Source organism: Bacteriovorax sp. BSW11_IV (assembly GCF_000447755.1).
Classification (GTDB): Bacteria; Bdellovibrionota; Bacteriovoracia; order Bacteriovoracales; family Bacteriovoracaceae; genus BSW11-IV.
The window spans coordinates 23,444-40,639 of record NZ_AUNE01000047.1 but is presented as its reverse complement, the minus strand read 5'-3'; the positions used below and the strand labels follow the sequence as shown (position 1 = coordinate 40,639).

Below are 17,196 nucleotides of genomic sequence, written 5' to 3'. Positions count from 1 at the left end.
AATGCTACAAAATATGCATAAGCGAAAAAGGTCACCGTAAAAAGGTGCTGAAACCTTTTCAATAAAAAGATTATTCATATTATTCATCCGTACCTATTTTATTAAATTCCACTTTACATTTTGAATTCCAACGAAATCATTTAAGATATTTTCCCTATCATTTAAAATAAAATCATTAATCACATCCACAATATTTAGATAAATGACATCGGAATTAGGTATATTTTCATCATTATTTATACAGCAGAACATAACTAATAGATTATTCGATGAACTTGATTTGTATGTTAGTAAAGTATCTACTTTCCATGAAATATCAGTTACTGAGGAAAATGTTACTTGTGCAAACAACTTTCTATTGTCGATCATTCGTCCTGCGATATCGATATCAGGATAAGAGCTTCCGACTCCTATGTAACAATAGTCTAAATCTGAACCCAATCTTGCTGTTCCAAAACGTCTTAACCACTCAACACATAACTGCTCTAAGCATTTAGGATGTATTAAATCTTTTGTCCCTTGTACTCTGTTACCAAGGAGAATAGTCTCTTTAACAATTTGATAGAATATATCTTTAGTACTATATTTCGCCAAGGTTGAACGACCACCAAAGATTGCAAGGACGGGTGCCTCGGCATAGGAAAAATTATCTATTAAAGGAATGTACTTCAAATATTTTACATAATCCCTTTCTACTTTACCATCTTCATCAAAATTAAAGTACTGCTCCTCGATAGGTGTATTTTTCTCAACCAAGCCGATCACGACTTTTTGTATTGATTCACCGTTTGCAGATAGGACTTTGTACTTAGCAAAGACAATTCCTCCATGTTCCGACAAGTGCTTAAAATAATTAATAGAGGTTCGAACATAGGGCTTATTCCATCTACTGTCTAAGTCAATAAACCTTACTTCTTTATCACCATTGTAGTGAATCCCTATGACATTCTCATTAATAAGAGATGAGTAATTTTTAAAGTTCGAGTGACGAATAAAAAAAACACATTTTGATTCCATTATCTTTGATTTATACTCGTCCATAATTGTTTCAACTCTCATTTACTAATCCTTTTCAAATAGTTACAAGCACTCACCTACTATTCTTCTCTCTACTTTCTTAGTTTTCAATAGTCAGATTTAAAATCAATAACTCTAATTCTCCCTTCATCTTCAACTATCAAATCAATAGTGCCATGGTATTTGCCCACTGACATATTTCAAAACAAAACTATGCAGAGCTTACGTAAAAAGGTGGCAGAACATTTTCGAAAAAATCTCATTCTCTAACATAGAATATATAAACTAGAAAAATAAAAATTGGCCCACATAGTAGAACATAGTAATGTAAGTCTTGCCTTGGGCATGTAAAGAGCGCCGATAACCAATATAAAACTATAGAAAAACCAAAAATAAGATCACGCTTATCTCTATCTTTTTTACGTATTCTTCTTATCTCTTCATCAGATATAACCCTATTCATAAACCATTCCTTCTCAATCAAAGATAGTTCCCCTGATCAGTTCAAAAATATAAAATCTTCCTTTTGATAAAGCTCAGTTGATCCTTCAACATTCTTCGCGAACTTTGAATTATAAGCACTTGAACATTTATATCGCGATTCAAAAGAACATATTCATCTAATCGAATAAATGCAGATATATCTTAAATTAAGATTTCTCAACGTTCATTCATGCAGCTCCTCAGGTTCTACAAACACTCTATCAACTACGCCAAGTTCTGCGAGATACTGCAGATCCAATAATTATGGGTAATTTAAAATGATTTTAGAAAATGAACTCAAAGACTTCCCTCGTCTGTGTTATCGATATTATTAAAAATAAAAAAGCTCCAAAATGGAGCTTAGAATTGTTTTGAATTTGGTGGAGGTGGTGAAGGGTATCTTATCTATTTGATTTAATTCATATTCAAAAATGCAGTACGCTACAAAGCACTACAATTCTTACAATTTAACTTAGATGCTCCATTAATTGATTTAGTTTCTCTGAAATCGTTATCTCATCATCACCTATGTAATCATCATGGAACTCTTTACTTTCTAGTATAAATTTTTCAATGAAGTCTATTTTACTATGCTCGGAAAGAGTACTAGAAACTGCACTAACTAGAATAATACGGTTCCTACAAATTGAAATAATCATTTCATCGATACACTCTTCACTTCTTTCTCGGAATAACTGCCTCAGTACCATAATCTCGAAACGGCTTAAGCCAGTCTCTTCTCTTTTATCAAGACCAGAGCAAATTGAAGGAACAACTAAAGCGAATTGACGAGAGACTTGTATTCGACTTATATTTGAAGTCATATTCATTAGAAAATATAAATAATTAAAATCAATTGATGCCGTTTTTAGTTCTTCAAATAATGACTTAATTCCAGTTTTATCGTTCTCAATAAGGTATCTAAAGATACGATCTCCATAACTAAAAAAACTATCTACTTCACGTAACTTTCCAAAAAGATCGTCGCTCCAATGTATAGAGAGTACCCATTTTGATAATTTTAATTGCGCCAAATACTTTTCTTTACCATCTTTAGTTCTTAATAATGCTCCTACTGTGCTTACCTCATCTGAAACATTTGTATCTTTCAAATCAAGTTCATACTTATTTTCAGAAAAAAGAGACTCCTCTAACTGCCTAAATCTTTCTGCGATTAAAGATTGTTTTACTACCTCCATAAAGAAAAGATCAAAAAAGTCATTTGTACAAATTCTTCCTACTCTATGATTAGAGCCCAAACGATATCGCTCTTTTTGACCTAGGTCTGGGAACAACCTTTTAATAATCTTTTTTAAACCTGCTTTAGTATCGTCTTTTTCAACACTTGATAAAATTTCGTCAATCACTTTATCAGCATTATTGACTTGTCCTCCCAATAGTATCTTCTTGCTTCGATATATATCTTTGAATACGTTAGGCCAATTAAGCTCAATTATAGTCATTGCCATTAAATCCGCCTGATTTAATAAAGCACCTAAAAAAGAACTTTTGAACTTGAACGAATTTACCGCTCTTTTAACATCTCGTACTGTTGTAAAAGCAAAAGCATACTGATCATAATCGAAGTGATAAGCATAACTGTCATCATCCATCAGAAGATTAAAAACTCTTCTTAAATTTCTTTCTGTAAGTATAGGTATATTAATTTCCAATTGAATAATCTTGTTTAAAAAAGATTCACCACTTTCATGAGTCAATCTTTCAACTGCTTTACTAATATTAGAACGATCGTAAGATAACATGTAAATTGAATTGCTAAAATTCAGCGAAGATTTGACTATTTTAAATACATTTAACACTTCATCCGCCTCTAAGCGATCTAAGTCATCTATAAGTACTAATAGCTTCTTTCCACTGTCAGCAAGAGCATCATCAATATTTTTTCTTAGGTCAGAAAATGAAGTAGACAATTGATTCTCAACAGCCTTTCCCCTCTTCGGATCAAGAATTGTAAGTGCCTCTGTAAGTTTTTTTAGAATTTTATCAGATAAAATTTTCTTGTTATTTTTTAGTGACATTCTTAACTCTCTTAGAAACTCAAAATAGAGAGAATCACCCTTCTCATAATCCCATGGGCTAAATTTCATAATTATAATTTTGTCATGGTTAATTTTATCAGAAACCATATTTAAAATAGAAGTTTTCCCTGTTCCCCATGCCCCACACAATGCAATCGCAATTGATTCATTGTCATTGTAGTTGTTGATTAAATTGGCTACATGTTCACAGAAGCCTGATCTTTTAAATAAATCTTTTTCTTCTGATATAATTGGCTCGTCTGATACAATACTTCTTACACTCATAATGCACCTTTACCTAATCCTCAAATAATACTGTTTCTTTTTCTAGTTTTTCTTTCAACTCTTTATACTTCGGACAAACGCTCTTCAGAGTCCTAAAGAACTCTTCATCATGATCATGATGCAATAAATGTGTCAGTTCATGAAAAATCACATATTCTATACACTCAACTGAAGCTGCGACCAACGTAGGATTAAGGTTGATAACTCCATCCTTGGTACAACTTCCCCATCTCTTAGCCATTTTCCTGATCTTGAATTCTGGAACTAACGGAATAGAATATCTATCTTGGAAAGTTTCAAGACATTCAGCCGTTTTGTAAGCAATAAGTGATCTGAACTCATTATCTAGGTATTCAGTAACCTTAGCTTCAGCTTCATCGAGGTCTCTAACATAAAAGTTAATACGATTGTGAGCCATCTCAACATAGTAATCATTTGATTTGATGACCTTTAAATAATACTGCCTACCAAATAGATAAACAGACTCACCTGATAAATATTTTCGTTTCGGTTGTATTTGAAGATTTTTTTCTTTCTCTTTAACTTTTTCCAAAATCCAACTTCTTCTTTTCTGGATCACTTCTTCAATTTTATCCATAGGAATATAATCTGGAGCAGTCACAATGACTTCTCCTTTATGATTTACTTCAATTCCTAATGTTTTTCTCTTTGATCTTTTCAAAGAATAATTTAATTCAAAATTTTCCATTATCTATAATCCAGCCTTTTAGCGATCAACATAAAGTTTTCAACAATTTCATTCATTTCTTTATCAGAAAATGTAATGCCATATTGATCTTCAAGAGGATAAAAAACCTCAACTTCAATTGAACTTATTATCTTCTTTTCAATATCAGTACCAAATTGCCAATCTTTAACTGCATGTTTTTTAACGACCTCATCTATCTTCAAGGCAAAATCTGACAGCTGTTCATTTGTAATATTCTCTATTTTCTTTTTTAATGTTTCAACGACTCTGTAATAAGCCTTAGTCGTTTGTTTTTGAGCAACCTTTGATGGAACATCATTTTCAAGATCAATTTCAATACGATCACGCACATCTTGCATCATCTCTAAATACTCAGCCTCTGAAATTCGGCGTTCACGATACTTCTCATAGGCCTCTTCTATGACTTCTGACAGCTTTTTATAAAAGATTGGGTCCTCATCAAAATGCTCTGAAATATGGGATGAAGCTAGGCTTCTCATAATATCTGCCCTTGCTCCCTCAGACTTCTTCTTAGTCTCTTCTTCAAACTTCTCCTTATCAAAGATGTTGAATTGCTCCACAATTACTTTGGGAGGATCTGACTTTAGATTGACGTCAACAAGGCGCTTAATATCATCAACATAGTCCTGATAATTGATTCCATCAGGATAACGCTCTTTGATAACGGTTCTAAGTTCAGTAAAATATTTGTACTCATTTTTATATTTGTTTTTATCAGTCTCACTTGTGTCATAGGTCCATTGAGCAAAACCAAGGGCCAATTTATAGATATTGTGAAAATTTCTAAACTTCTGATAAAACTCTTTCCTTAGATTCTCATCGGCAAGGTAGCGGCCAATCTCTTCATCATCAGTCATATTATTAATTGAAGCGAAGTGATCTTTAAGAATATTAAGAGTATCGTTTAATTTTGCAACTTCTTTGGCCTTATCAAATAGAGAACCTTTGATGTCTTCAGGATCAAAGTCTGCCCCTTCCATTTGACGATAGAAATCGATCGCATCATTCATATCATCAAAAATTCCCCTATAATCAATAACCAGACCTTCAGATTTTTTAGGACAAAGCCTATTAACTCTCGCTATAGCTTGTAGGACATTATGCTCCTTAAGTCTCTTATCAACATATAAAACAGCATTTCTTGGAGCATCAAAGCCTGTGAGGAGTTTATCGACAACAATTAAAATTTCAGGTTCATCTTCCTTTTTAAAATTATTAACGATTGTTTCCTGATACTTCTTCTCTCCTCCGTATCTTGCCATAGCATCATCCCAGAACTTCACAATTTCTGAGCGATCATCTTCATCTATGGATTTTGCCCCCTCACGCATATCGGGAGAGGAAATAACTAGCTCAACTTTCATTCCAAATTCTTCAAGGAACTTTTTATAATCAAGTGCCTCATCTTTGGAATTTGTGGCAAGCTGCCCTTTCATGAAATCTTTTGTTGGCTCACCTTCCGCTCTAAAATTTTCACGGTAGTGATTTTTAATATCTAAAGAAATCGCTCTAATTCTATCCTCTGCCTTAAGTATCTCTTGCTCCATTGAAAAGCGTTTTTTAAGGGCAGCTTTCTGATCATCGTTAAGGTCTTTTGTGACCCTATCAAACCATCGATCTAGCTTCTCACGATCCCCTTTAAGTTCCCCCATTCGTCCTTCATACACAATTGGACAAACAGCTCCATCTTCTAGAGCATTTTCCATTGTATACTTATGAATAAACTCTCCAAATTGAGTTTCTGTAGCCTGGGCCACATCTTCATTTTTCTTAACTCGTCTAATTGGAGTTCCTGTAAAAGCAATAAAAGCTGCATTTTTGAAAGTATTTTTCATAAGAGCATGAGTTTCACCAAATTGTGAACGATGCCCTTCATCAACTAAAACGAAGATATTTTGAGACTGATCAGTTACTTTATGAGTTTTGGCCACTGATTCAAACTTATCTATTATTGTTGTTAGAACGGTATAATCTCTATTTGCTATTCTATCTTTAAGATCATCACCTGACTTTGCTTTATGTGGCTCTTCTCCACAATCTCTAAACGTGTCACAAATCTGTTTATCTAGATCAACCCTATCTGTAACAACCACGATCTTTGAATCATGTAATTGCGTATTGGCCCTTATGGCCTTTGCAAGCATAACCATGGTGTAAGACTTACCTGATCCTGTGGTATGCCAAATAACACCACCTTCTCTGGCCCCATCGTCTTTAATCCCTTTAACCCTTTTTATCGCTTCTCTGACAGCAAAGTACTGTTGATGACGAGGAGCAATCTTTACTTCATTTTCATAAATAATATAGTTATGAATTATGTCCATCAGCCTTTCAGGTCTAAAGACAAAATAAAGAAGCTGATCTTGTGCTGTAACTTCTCTTGCTCCCTCATTCCATTTTTGCTCCATGATGGCTCGATCAGCAGGATGGCGAAATTCAAATATCTTATCCTTGATTTTTGTATCGATCGCTTTATTAACTAAGCCCTTAAGATTTTCCTCAATTGATTCAAATCGATCTTCCTTCCACGTTGCCCAAAACTCTTCTGGTGTTCCCACTGATCCATATCTAGCACCTGTGCTTCCGGCCATTGATCCTAAGATTTGTTGAAAGAGATAAAATTTAGTTATTCCTTCTCTGTTTTGGTTTCTTATATGCTGTTCAATTCCTTTAGAGATCGCATCAGGAAGTCCAGGCTTTTTGCATTCAATGGAAGCAAGAGGCATACCATTAACGAGAATGACCACATCTGGAATATAATGTTGCTTACGTCCATTTCTTTGGACCTTAAATTCTTCCGTTACTTGAAATGTATTATTTGAAATATCTTTGAAATCAAAAAAGTGAAGATGAGCACTTTTTCTCTCCCCTTCGTGAAGAAAGGTCAGCCCTTTTCCATTGATAAGGTGATAATACAGGTCTTTGTTATCTTGTCTTAAATTATTATTACTCCAATCAGTGATCTCTTTGATGGCATCATCAATAAGACTTTCAGGAAGTGGTAGCTGCTGATCTTTATGAATAAACGAATTGATCTTTAGAAGTGACTTTTTAAGTGTATCTTTTAAGATTACAGTATTTGTGTCCCCTCGTTCAACAATGCAGTCATTTGGAGATAGATAGTCATATCCACTATTAACGAGTAGCTTCACTGCTGGTATTTGCGAGGCTATTCTTTCCATGAATAGATTCGAGTACATATTTATCTCCGTTTAGACTTTCACTCTTACTTTTCCAGTAAGGAGGTCTTGCATTAGTCCTTTTTTCATATTCTTTGACTTCACTAATTTCAATATTAGCGAATCAGTTCTTTTATCTATTGATTCCAAAATTGAGACAATCTTCTTTTGCTCAGGTATTGGCGGAAGATACAATTCGATGGCTTTAAGTAGGTCTAAAGTAATTCCTTTAACAGTTGATCCAGAGCCTAGACCTATTACCTTTTCTGAATTTGCCTTATACCATTGCAAGAAAAACTCATTAGTAATTTTTTCTTTCTTCAAATAAATTGCTCTCATATCTTGATTGATTGCCATTGCACACGTATTTATCACTCCTCTTCCTAACCCCATTCTCGTTGATAAAATAATATTATTTTCTTCAACTAAATTAGAAGAACTCTCCCTAATTGCCTTCAATGTAACTTTTTCCTCTGCTGTTGATTTATAAAAGTCATTGTCTGATAAATCCTTAACCGTTAGCCATGGAATATCACCGTTATAATATTCGCTAACTGCCCTAGATGGTGTTCCTCCTCCGATAAATTTCTCACCAACACTGCCAATTGTCTCTTTTTCCCAACTCTCCGGAATCTTCCCAATCGGACTATCCTTAAACTTAGTATGCCCAATCCCTTTAGTTAAAAGGTCTTGCATCATCCCTTTTTTAAGGTTTTTAAGTTTTTCAATTTCAATTTCAGTTAACTCAATGACCTTATCTACTGATGTGAGAATTTCTGCGATTTTCTTTTGTTCAGGCATTGAAGGCAGCGGTATTTCAATACCTTTTAACAAATCAAGAGTAATACCCTTTACAGTTGATCCAGACCCAAGTGCTTCAACTTTTTCTGAGTTGCCCTTATACCACTGCAAGAAATATTCATTCGTTACTTTTGATTTTTTTAAATAAATTGCTCTCATATCTTGATTAATTGCCATCGGACAGGTGTTAATGATCCCTCTTCCTAGCCCCATACGAGTAGATACAATTATATTTCTCTCTTCTATTAAGTTAGACGAACTTTCTTCAATTGCTTTCAAAGTAATTTTCTCTTCCGCATTACCTTTATAAAAGTCTTTTTCGCTTAAGTCTTTAACCGTTAACCAAGGAATATCTCCATTGTAATAATCTTTAACTTCACGAGATGGAGTTCCCCCCCCCACAAACTTGTCACCGACGGAGCCAATTGACTCTCTAGACCAGCCCTCTGGAATCTTACTCATAACCCAATTCCTTAAGAAATGCGTTCATCTCTTTCTCAGCCTCAGCGCACTGAGCCTCAATCCCCCTTAGCGGTGTAGAGTATTTATCCCACCATTTCTCTACCTGAGAAATAATTGCTTGATCAACTTCACCCATGACTTCTCGAATCTTTTCTTTTGAATCTATTTTGTTTTTAAAGACGTAATAGTCCTTGTCTCTTTCATCAAAGACAACTGAAACATCAAAGCCATCAATGATGTCTTGAATATAACCATCCATCACTTCATATTTAGGAATCCCACCATGAAGAATGGCTTTTACATCAAATATCTCAGGAGGAGCTGAAGTATCGGCGTAACGACGAATATTTAGATTAAAGTCATTCTCTTCAATTTCTTTAATATCAATGACTCTTGAATAATGCTTATCTTCATGACGATAGAGATTCTCTGTTTTAAATTCACTAAAATTTTGAACAATATGATTCAGGTCTTGTTCACGAAGTTTATTTTGATTCTTCCCTTCTTGAAACTCTAAATCTGCATTAATAAATAAAACCTTATTTTTTCTATTCGCTGGCTTTTTCTTATTAAAAACCATCACAGATGCTGGGATACCTGTTCCAAAGAATAGATTCGTTGGAAGCCCAATCACTGCCTCAAGTAAATCATCTTTTATTAAACCCTCTCGAATTTTTTGCTCACTTGATCCTCTAAAAAGAACACCGTGAGGAAGAACGACAGCGCACCTTCCATTTTTATTAAGAGAGGCTACCATGTGCTGAACAAAAGCAAGTTCTCCATAACTTTTTGGAGGAATACCATAATTAAAACGACCATAAGAATCATTTTGTGCTTCTTCAAGACCCCACTTATCTAAACTAAAAGGGGGATTAGCTACCACCACATCAAATTTCATAAGTTCATCATTTTCAAGATGAATTGGATTTCTAATGGTGTCACCATTTTCAATGACTGATCGATCAAAGCCATGAAGAAACATATTCATCTTCGCTAGTGCCCAAGTGGCCCCTGTAATTTCCTGGCCATAAATTTGAAAGTCATTAATACCATTTTTTGTTAACTGTTCAGCACAGCGAATTAAAAGTGAGCCTGAACCACAAGTGGGGTCATAGATTCTTGCCCCTTTCTCAGGCTTAACAAGCATCGCTAGGAGTTGAGACACTTCAGAGGGAGTATAAAACTCCCCTGCCTTTTTACCAGCTCCAGCAGCGAAATTCGCAATCAAAAACTCATAAGCATTACCAATAACATCCATGTCCCCAATATTGGATTTTCTCATATTAAGTTTTGGATTATTGAAATCATCAAGAAGATGCTTTAGCCTTGCGTTTCGGCTTTGAGTTTTACCGAGGTTTGCTTCAGAGTTAAAACTTACGTTTCTAAAGACGTTCTCTAGTTTTTCTTTATTAGCATTTTCAATTTTTGAAAGAGCAATATCGATAATTTCGCCAATGTTCTTCTCTTCTTTTTGCTTATAAATATCATTGAAATGGCATCCATCAGGTAGAACAAAACTTTCTTTTTCTAGGGCCCTTTTAATACGAGTCTCATTACCATCAAATTGCTTGCTATAAGCCTCATACTTCTCTTCGTAGCTATCTGATAAGTATTTTATGAATAACATCGTTAGGATGTAGTTTTTATACTCTCCGGCATCAACTACACCTCTAAAGGTGTCACAGGCATCCCAAAGGATTTTATTAATTTCTTCTTGTGTTACTTTGCTCATATTTTTCCCTCTAATCTATATTTCATATATTTAAGTAAAAGTTCCACTTTCTCGTAATCCTTTTCTGGATACCAAATCGGTAGGATATTCACTTTGGCTAATTTGTTTTGCCTTTCAACTAATAAACCCTCATCACTTGGTTTTTGTAAAAATGCATAATGAAGTGTGTTTGAACTGTATTCAGTTTTTAACTTTTCAAGAACTTGAATAACTCTATCTACAGTTAGACTACATCCAATAAAAAAGAAGCTAGAAACCTCTGCGGCAGTTTTAATAAACTTTGTTAATTCTAATTCAAAATTAATATCATCACTTCCATATCGTTTATCATATTCCGCTTTGGTTAAGACTCTATTTGCAACACCTTCCATCGTTCCATGAATTTTATATATTTGATGCTTTCCACATTTAACGTCAGAAACCCAGTCTGAATTTACACCTTCCTTAACAGGAACCACTGTACCGTAGGCAGACTCAAGTACCTTATCGAAATTAGTAGTAATGACACCATTATTAAACAAGTTCGGAAAGTATTTAATTGAGCCTTTTACTGGTCCTCTAAGGGTAAATTTGTGACGATATTTTTCATTGAATTGAATATCTTGCATTTTTTTAATAAGAATATCTGCACACTCATCATATTTACCGCCTGAAAGCATTGCCTTTATTATATCAACATCTAGTTGCTGTTCAGTCGCTAAATCAATTAAGAAGTTTGTCCAGGTAGGCATATCGCAATCGACAGTCATTCCAGCTCCGACAAATGGAATAACTCTCTTGTTCTTGATCAACTTAATTAAATCATCTATGCGCCCAAAATTAGAATTTAAATTTAATAGTTCTGCAAACTCCTCATCCAACATAGTAGATCTATTTGACTCCCAAGTACTGAGCGCATCGTCGTATGCTTCTCTTTTCAAATAGAATAATATTTCGCTTGGAGAAAATTTGTATTCCTCGATCTCAATTTCACCCTTCTCTTCTTTATGAAACTCGTCATACTCTTCGTTAAATTCTTCATTTAATTCATACAAGTGAGAGTTTAGCTTAGAGTTTATCTCTATAAAACTCTCAAGTGCTGATTCCTCATTAAATGCTTCTTGGTTACTCATTTGCCCCACCTGCTGTAATCCATTCATCAACTTCAGTGGCCTTAAACTTCCATAGCTTTCCAACTCGATGAGCAGGAATCTTTCCTTTCTCAAGCCATCGATAAATAGTTTCCTTAGAAACCCCAAGATGTTCTGCTATTTCAACGACAGACAACCACCGTTCACTCATAAAGTGACTCCTAATCAGTTATAATTGCACCTATAAATTAGACAACAGATGACAACCAATGACAATGAAATACAATAAAAGTTTTCAATCAGAATTGTCTTAGGAGAAACTTAGAAATTATAATTCTAAGTAAATTTTGAAATTCTTCAAATCAAGTTTTCTTAACAAAGCCCATGCCCTCTCTCGCTCGCGTCCGAACCAACATCAAGAAAGCGGCCATAACTGGAGAATAATTAAACTCTGCAATTATTTTTTGAACTCCTTTTAACGTAAACGACATACAATTTTATCTCGAAACAGAATAACATAGAAAATTAAAAACTAAGACCAAAGATTCCCACATGATCCTCTGATTTAATTACTCCCCCAACACACCCCGTTACAAGAACCTTGATACAACATCAATGCCTCTAATCCGGCACACAAACCCTAACCCTATGCCCATCAAGATCCAACGCCACAAACGTCGGCCCAAAAACCGCCTTGTGAAATTCCTGCTCAATGACAACACCAAGCCCCTGCCACTTCTCATATAAATCCAAGACGCTGCTTTCGTCAGAAACCATGATAGAGAGCTCAAAGCGGCTTCCCTCTCCTTCTGAAAGAAAATCTTTTGCTTTGTTTGACCACAAAGAAAAGCTAAGGCCATTATTCATTGCAAATGAAACGTATGTGGGGACGCAAAAGCTTGGCTCAATTTCAAAAATTTTCTTGTAGAACTCGGTGCTTTTTTTTACGTCACTGACATAAATCGTGATCAAGTTTAATACATTCATGGGACTCTCCTAGTTAAGTTTTTCTGAAATCAGAATAACAGATGACACTGACAAAAAATGTCAGTATAAATAAAATATGATACGAAGTGATCGTCTTTTGGAGCTTTTACAGATTTTGCGCACAAACCGCTATCCCATAAGCGGTGAAAAGCTTGCGCAAAAATTAAATATAAGTCTTAGAACTTTGTATCGAGACATTGCGCTTTTACAAAACAAGGGTGCCGAAATCATTGGTGAGCCAGGTGTTGGTTATATTTTAAGGCCGGGCTTTTTCATACCTCCGCTTATGTTTAATCAAGATGAGCTCGATGCTATTGTTTTAGGATTACAATGGGTACAACAATACGGCGATGCTCCCCTTTCAAAAGCATCGCAAAATGTCTTCTCGAAAATTTCTGAAGGACTTCCAAAAAATACGATCAAAGAAATGAATCGCCTAACTCTAAGAGTCGGCGCACCGGCCACGAAAGAGCATCAAGAAGAAGACTTGGATCAATTGCGAAATGCTATTCGCATGAGAAAAAAGCTTGAAATAAAATACCGCTCAAAAGTATTTCACATTTTTCCAATAACGATTGGATACTTCAGTGACAAGCGAATTCTCGTTGGGTGGGATAACGATAAAGAAGTCTTCCATCACTTTGATACGAAAAAAGTTATTCTCGTAAAAACTTTAGAGCAGATGCTCTTAAAATCTCAGGACAGTTTATTTGATCAGTGGTTAAAAACTCAAAAAACTTGATGCCCAAGCTCCTGGGCATAGATAAAAAAGGAGATACTTTCAGTAAGTAAAGAAATTAGCAACTAACACCGTGACAACCACCACCCCCCAAGAAGGCATCTTCCAAACCTGAAGTAAAAGAAATCCAAAAAAGGCCAAGGCAAAATCTTTCAGAGAAAATATGGCGCTCGTCCAAACGGGATTGTATAGGGCCGCAAGCAAAATTCCCACAACTGCAGCATTAAGGCCTAGCATTGATTGTCGCACTCGTGAGATGGATCTGAGCTTTTCCCAAAATGGTAAAACTCCAACAACTAAAAGAAAGGATGGCAGGAAGATGGCAATCAAAGTTATTACTGCGCCAAGGACTCCTGTGGGTGATAGTGAAGAGACTGCACCCAAGTAGGCGCTAAACGCAAACAGTGGACCAGGGATAGCGTTAGAGAGTCCGTAGCCTGCCATGAAAAGATCATTTGTGAGCTGACCTGTTGGTACGACCTCTGCTTGCAAAAGAGGCAGGACCACGTGACCACCGCCGAATACAAGTGCGCCTGCTCGGTAAAAGCTGTCGAACATTTTCAGTCCTTGCTCAGGATAAATTGATCTTAGAATTGGTAGTAAAAAGAGCAACGCAAAAAATAGGGAAATAAAAATTGCGCCAATGCGACGGCTTCCTTTATGGAGTGGTTCGTGCGGAAGATCGGTTGTTGTTTTCAAAAAAAATGCACCAAAAATTCCTGCTGCAACAAGTACGAAAATCTGAATAAAGGGTGAATGAACAAAAAGAACGATTGCACTCGATATAATTGCAATCGATGCCCTTTTTATATCGGGGCAAAGTTTTTTTCCCATTCCTATTACGGCCTGAGCAACAACGGCCACTGCCACCACCTTTAGGGCATGCAACCAAGACGTATGCGCATCGAGATTGAGACGGGTAATTCCAAGTCCGAATAAAATTAGAATAATTGCAGAAGGCAGCGTGAAGCCAATCCAAGAGAGAATCGCGCCAAAGATTCCGGCCCTTGATAGACCGATGGCCATTCCCACTTGACTGCTCGCAGGCCCTGGCAAAAATTGGCAAAGGGCCACGAGATCGGCGAAGGCGTGCTCGCTTATCCACTTCTTCTTTTTAACATATTCATCATGGAAATAACTTAAATGAGCAACTGGGCCACCGAATGAAGTGAGGCCTAGTCGTAGGGCCGTTAGGAAAACTTCAAGCATAATCACTTCGTCACTGTTGTTATTAGATAAATCGTATAGGCCACGTAAGAGCAAAGTAAAATTCCACCTTCGACTCGATTGATTTTTCCCTGCTTTTTAAAACCATATCCAAGAATGAACAATGAAAGTGTCAGGGCCGTCATAACTCCAATGTCGCGGTAGAAGACTTCTTTTTCGATGGCGATAGGATGAATAACTCCAGAAATCCCCACAACGGCAAGAGTATTAAAAAGGTTTGAACCCAAAACATTTCCAAGAGCAATATCAGGCTCCCCTTTTCTTGCCGCTATTACTGATGACGCTAACTCAGGTAAAGAAGTCCCCACGGCAACCACCGTTAGTCCAACAATGATATCTGATACACCAAGGGCCTGCGCAATTCCTACTGCCCCATACACAAGAAGTCTTGAACTTAGAATAAGTAAAACGAGACCACCTGAGAGCATGATATAGGATTTTTTAATAGAGACCTTACGCTCCTTAAGCTCACTATCCATTTCTTTAGCGAAAGTATCTTTGCTACTTCTAAGCCCTTCGCGAATAGTCCAGACCATTAGCCCTGCAAAAATCAGCAGTAAGATGACTGCATCAGTGCGCGACAAATTTAAATCGATCAAGACGCCAATACTCACCACTGTAATTATAAAAAGAATGGGAAGCTCTTTTTTTAACACCTGGGAATGAACAGAAATTGGTACGATCAAAGAAGTGATACCTAAGATAAGAGCAATGTTCGTAATATTTGAACCGTAGGCATTACCAATAGCAATTCCCGGATTTCCTTGAATGGATGCCAATGCAGAGACGACCATTTCGGGAGCAGATGTTCCAAAGCCAATGATCACCATCCCTATAAGAAGAGGAGACATCCCATAATGTCGAGCTACATTTGAGGCCCCATCAACAAATTTGTCGGCACTCCAAACGAGTAAAATTAATCCAAGCACAACTGAAATAGCAAATACTGTCATAAAAACCTCTTTGTTCAATAATATTTGAGATTGATTTGACAGTAAATTTAAAATTAAAAATGAAAGAAGAAGTCCAGATCATAGTTATTGAAACAAAAGGAGATCAGGCTCAGTAATCTAGTGATTTATGATCAAAGTTAAAACTGAGATCACAAGACATAAAGGAATGTACAAGAAAGAGTCCCATTTTGAGAATTTTGTCCCTTTTACCTTCTTCGTTATTCCAACATATTTAAAATCACCTATTGCCCTAATAAAAAATAAAAAAGCAACTACGTTAAAAAAATAATATTCTAAATAATCAGGTAAGATGTTCAATCTGAGATTTGGGCCATATGTCTTTATAATAACAAAAATTCCCAAACAACCTAAAATGGCAGAAACGAGCAAAATACCGAGTTTTCCAGGTCTAAAAACAGGACTCTTTGCATTGATAGAAGGAAATGGAAGAGCTTCTTCTAATCCCTTCTCTCCACCGAATAACCAGTAGACGTGTATTAACGATAAGGTGAAAAATATGATTGATAGCAATGTACCCAATATAATGTTCATTTTTGAACTTCCTACGCAACTTCCGTTAAGTAATAGTTTTTATAACCCATTTATATTTTAATTCTCTGTTTTAAAGAGCAGATATAAAACAATATGCCACATCATTTAGATTGTCTGTATTTTATAATATTTTTATAAGTCTCATTGGAATATCAAAAATGGGCGAGATTGGCTTCCCAAAAAATTTCAAAGCTGGCCAATGACTCCCAATGCAACTCTAGCGATTTGAAAAAGAATAACTCTTGCTTCCTGGGGACTAAAGAATGTTTCCTATAATCCATCCATTTCGCTTGCAACTACAAAAATTTTCGGTTGTTCCCACTTAAAGGTGTTTTCTTAACAAAACCCATCGCCCTCTCTCACTCGCATCTTGCTCGCTCGTCAGGGGTTCTCGGCATCAAATGCCATCGTGGCATTTGCCGCCTCAACAACCCGAAGGGCCACCTTCGAAAATTTCGTGACCCATAAAAATAAAAAAACCAACTCAATGGTTGGTTTTTTTATTTTGGTGGAGGTGGCGGGAATCGAACCCGCGTCCGAACCAACATCAAAAAAGCGGCCTACGTGCGTAGTTCCTGAGTTCTTGTCCAGGAACGGGACTATTCGCATGATGCGTACGCGACAACCCCCGCATATTTTTTCAGAAGGTATTAACGGCCACTCCTTCGCGACAAGTTAGGCAGTTGTCACCACTGCTGTGTTAGCTTCTGTTTATCGGGTGCTAACCCCTCAAGCTATTTAAACGGCGGTTTAAAAAATTAAGCGGCCATAGCTGGAGCAAAATTAGATTCTGCAATTATTGTTTGATCTCCTTTTAACCAGGACCTTGGAGATCAACCTGGACACGCCCGACAATCCGTCAGTTGGCCCGTCGAAACCAGGGCACCCCCATATGGATTTTGGAGCCTATTTTGGCGAAATAGGCAGCCACATTATAACA

General features: G+C 36.2%; 13 protein-coding genes and 1 other RNA gene. 1 reads left to right on the top strand and 13 read right to left on the bottom strand.

The genetic code is table 11. From position 1 onward, the window contains the following. Window positions 1-93: 93 nt before the first annotated feature. The 9 genes from M899_RS13375 to M899_RS13330 form a co-directional block, all read right to left on the bottom strand. On the bottom strand, window positions 94-1,041 hold the full coding sequence (locus tag M899_RS13375) for a hypothetical protein (RefSeq protein ID WP_155897217.1): 948 nt from the start codon (window positions 1,039-1,041) through the stop codon (window positions 94-96). Window positions 1,042-1,967: 926 nt separating this feature from the next. After that, on the bottom strand, window positions 1,968-3,824 hold the full coding sequence (locus tag M899_RS13365) for a KAP family P-loop NTPase fold protein (RefSeq protein WP_021271979.1): 1,857 nt from the start codon (window positions 3,822-3,824) through the stop codon (window positions 1,968-1,970). A gap of 13 nt (window positions 3,825-3,837) precedes the next feature. Continuing rightward, on the bottom strand, window positions 3,838-4,533 hold the full coding sequence (locus tag M899_RS13360) for a M48 family metallopeptidase (RefSeq protein ID WP_021271977.1): 696 nt from the start codon (window positions 4,531-4,533) through the stop codon (window positions 3,838-3,840). Further along, a complete protein-coding gene (locus M899_RS13355) occupies window positions 4,533-7,754 on the bottom strand; it encodes a type I restriction endonuclease subunit R (RefSeq protein ID WP_021272018.1) in 3,222 nt (1,073 codons plus the stop codon). The genes M899_RS13360 and M899_RS13355 overlap by 1 nt, the downstream gene beginning before the upstream one ends. Window positions 7,755-7,766: 12 nt before the next feature. Continuing rightward, window positions 7,767-8,996, bottom strand: a complete 1,230-nt coding sequence (locus tag M899_RS17925; protein WP_021271973.1) for a restriction endonuclease subunit S — start codon at window positions 8,994-8,996, stop codon at window positions 7,767-7,769. Next, complete coding sequence (locus M899_RS13345) at window positions 8,989-10,728, bottom strand: type I restriction-modification system subunit M (protein ID WP_021272012.1); 1,740 nt, start codon at window positions 10,726-10,728, stop codon at window positions 8,989-8,991. The genes M899_RS17925 and M899_RS13345 overlap by 8 nt, the downstream gene beginning before the upstream one ends. Next, on the bottom strand, window positions 10,725-11,840 hold the full coding sequence (locus tag M899_RS13340; RefSeq protein ID WP_021272011.1) for an SIR2 family protein: 1,116 nt from the start codon (window positions 11,838-11,840) through the stop codon (window positions 10,725-10,727). Before M899_RS13340 ends, M899_RS13345 begins: the two co-directional genes overlap by 4 nt. Continuing rightward, the gene (locus M899_RS13335) at window positions 11,833-12,009 is read right to left on the bottom strand and encodes a helix-turn-helix domain-containing protein (RefSeq protein WP_021272008.1); all 177 of its coding nucleotides are present in this window, start codon (window positions 12,007-12,009) and stop codon (window positions 11,833-11,835) included. The genes M899_RS13340 and M899_RS13335 overlap by 8 nt, the downstream gene beginning before the upstream one ends. Before the next feature lie 410 nt (window positions 12,010-12,419). Next, a complete protein-coding gene (locus M899_RS13330; RefSeq protein WP_021271993.1) occupies window positions 12,420-12,785 on the bottom strand; it encodes a VOC family protein in 366 nt (121 codons plus the stop codon). A gap of 76 nt (window positions 12,786-12,861) precedes the next feature. Here M899_RS13330 and M899_RS13325 point away from each other — a divergent pair, with 76 nt between their 5' ends. Next, entirely contained in the window at window positions 12,862-13,527 is a 666-nt protein-coding gene (locus M899_RS13325; RefSeq protein ID WP_034729451.1) for a helix-turn-helix transcriptional regulator, read from the top strand. 39 nt (window positions 13,528-13,566) lie between these two features. On the opposite strand, the gene chrA is transcribed toward M899_RS13325, so the two are convergent. The 4 genes from chrA to ssrA form a co-directional block, all read right to left on the bottom strand. Further along, the gene (gene chrA / locus M899_RS13320; RefSeq protein WP_021272005.1) at window positions 13,567-14,733 is read right to left on the bottom strand and encodes a chromate efflux transporter; all 1,167 of its coding nucleotides are present in this window, start codon (window positions 14,731-14,733) and stop codon (window positions 13,567-13,569) included. A gap of 2 nt (window positions 14,734-14,735) precedes the next feature. After that, the gene (locus M899_RS13315; protein ID WP_021271984.1) at window positions 14,736-15,704 is read right to left on the bottom strand and encodes a calcium/sodium antiporter; all 969 of its coding nucleotides are present in this window, start codon (window positions 15,702-15,704) and stop codon (window positions 14,736-14,738) included. Window positions 15,705-15,821: 117 nt separating this feature from the next. Then, window positions 15,822-16,256: a DUF3995 domain-containing protein gene (locus tag M899_RS18795; protein WP_034729444.1), complete on the bottom strand. Its 435-nt coding sequence runs from the start codon at window positions 16,254-16,256 to the stop codon at window positions 15,822-15,824. A 506-nt stretch (window positions 16,257-16,762) separates the two neighbouring features. After that, window positions 16,763-17,146, bottom strand: a transfer-messenger RNA (tmRNA) gene (gene ssrA, locus M899_RS18245). Between the last annotated feature and the right edge of the window lie 50 nt (window positions 17,147-17,196).